This window comes from Pelomicrobium sp. G1, assembly GCF_051905455.1.
Lineage (GTDB): Bacteria > Pseudomonadota > Gammaproteobacteria > Burkholderiales > UBA6910 > Pelomicrobium.
Genome location: NZ_JBQACR010000036.1, coordinates 1 through 1462, shown reverse-complemented (window position 1 = coordinate 1462; position 1462 = coordinate 1). Strand labels below are relative to the sequence as shown.

The window sequence follows — 1462 nt, the reverse complement described above, 5'->3', positions numbered from 1 at the left end:
TGCGGCGGTCACGTTTTTTTGGACAGTCGGGTAAGCTAAAGCTGCCCGGTTGAAAGGAACGGGAAGCATGGGAGCAAAGCGCAAGCAGCACAGTGCGGAATTCAAGGCGCGAGTAGCGATGGCGGCACTGGCGGGGGACAAGACCCTGGCGGAGCTGGCCTCGGAATACGGGGTGCATCCGACGATGATCAGCACCTGGAAACAGGAACTGGTAAAGAACGCCAAGAACCTTTTCGAGCGGAGCAACAAGAAAGCCGCCGACCCGCAGGCGGTGATCGACAACCTGCACCGCAAGATCGGGCAGTTGCAGGTCGAACGGGATTTCTTGGCCGGACAGCCCGCCATTGCCCGCCTGCTGAAAGGCGCGCGATGATCACCCCGGGGAGTGAGCTGTCCGTGGCCCGGCAAGCCAAGCTGCTCGGCGTCTCGCGCAGCAGCGTCTATTACCGGCCCAAGCCGGAATCTCAGGAAGAACTCGATCTTCTCAAACGGCTGGACGAACTCTTCACCGAGAACCCGATGTACGGCAGTCGGCGTTTGCAAGTCATGCTCAAGCGCGAAGGGATTCTGGTTGGACGCCGGCGCATCCGGCGCCTGATGAAAAAGCTCGGACTGTGGGCGGTCGGCCCGAAACCCGACACCAGCAAGCCCCATCCGAAGCACAAGGTCTATCCGTACCTGCTGCGCGGCCTGCTGATCGACCGGCCGAACCACGTCTGGGCGACCGACATCACCTACATCCGCATGCGGCACGGTTTCCTGTATCTGTGCGCGATCATGGACTGGGCGACACGGAAGGTACTGAGTTGGCGCTTGTCGAACACCCTGACGAGCGACTTCTGCACAGCGGCGTTGCGGGAGGCGCTGGCGCGTTACGGCGCCCCGGAGATATTCAACACCGACCAGGGCAGCCAATTCACCAGCGCCGAATTCACCGACGTGCTCAAGGATCATTCGATCCAGATCAGCATGGATGGACGCGGGCGATGTCACGACAACATCTTCGTCGAACGGCTGTGGTGGACCGTCAAGCACGAATGGGTCTATCTGCGCCCCTGCGACAACGGCATCGAGCAGCAGCGTAGCCTCACCCAGTGCTTCGAGTGGTATAACCGTCGGCGGCCTCACCAGTCGCTGGACTGGCAGACACCCGACGAAGCCTACTTCGGCACCCTGGCGCAAACCCAGCCGATGGCGGCGTGACATGGAAAGCCAATGCACTGTGGATTTGTGGGCAGCCGGCGGCGGCGCCCGCCTGACCGCGCCAGCGCGGTCCCCCATGGACAAGCCATGGACAACGCTTCGCGTTGCCCACCGCTTGCCCACAGGTCGGCGGCTGCCCACAAGCTCCACAGCGCGCAAGCTACAATCTTGCAAATCCGGGAAAGTCAAAACCATATCTCCGGCACCAGCCTTAGCTTATTCCTCCCCGGTGGCTGTCCAAGCTACCGTGACCACCGCA

General features: G+C 61.8%; 1 protein-coding gene. It reads left to right on the top strand.

Going from position 1 to position 1462, the window contains the following annotated elements:
- The first annotated feature begins 67 nt into the window (after positions 1-67).
- A protein-coding gene (locus tag ACTFO6_RS17225; protein WP_439935666.1) for an IS3 family transposase occupies positions 68-1203 on the top strand; the annotation gives its coding sequence in 2 pieces (ribosomal slippage) (positions 68-329 and positions 329-1203; 1137 coding nt in all).
- Positions 1204-1462: the final 259 nt, after the last annotated feature.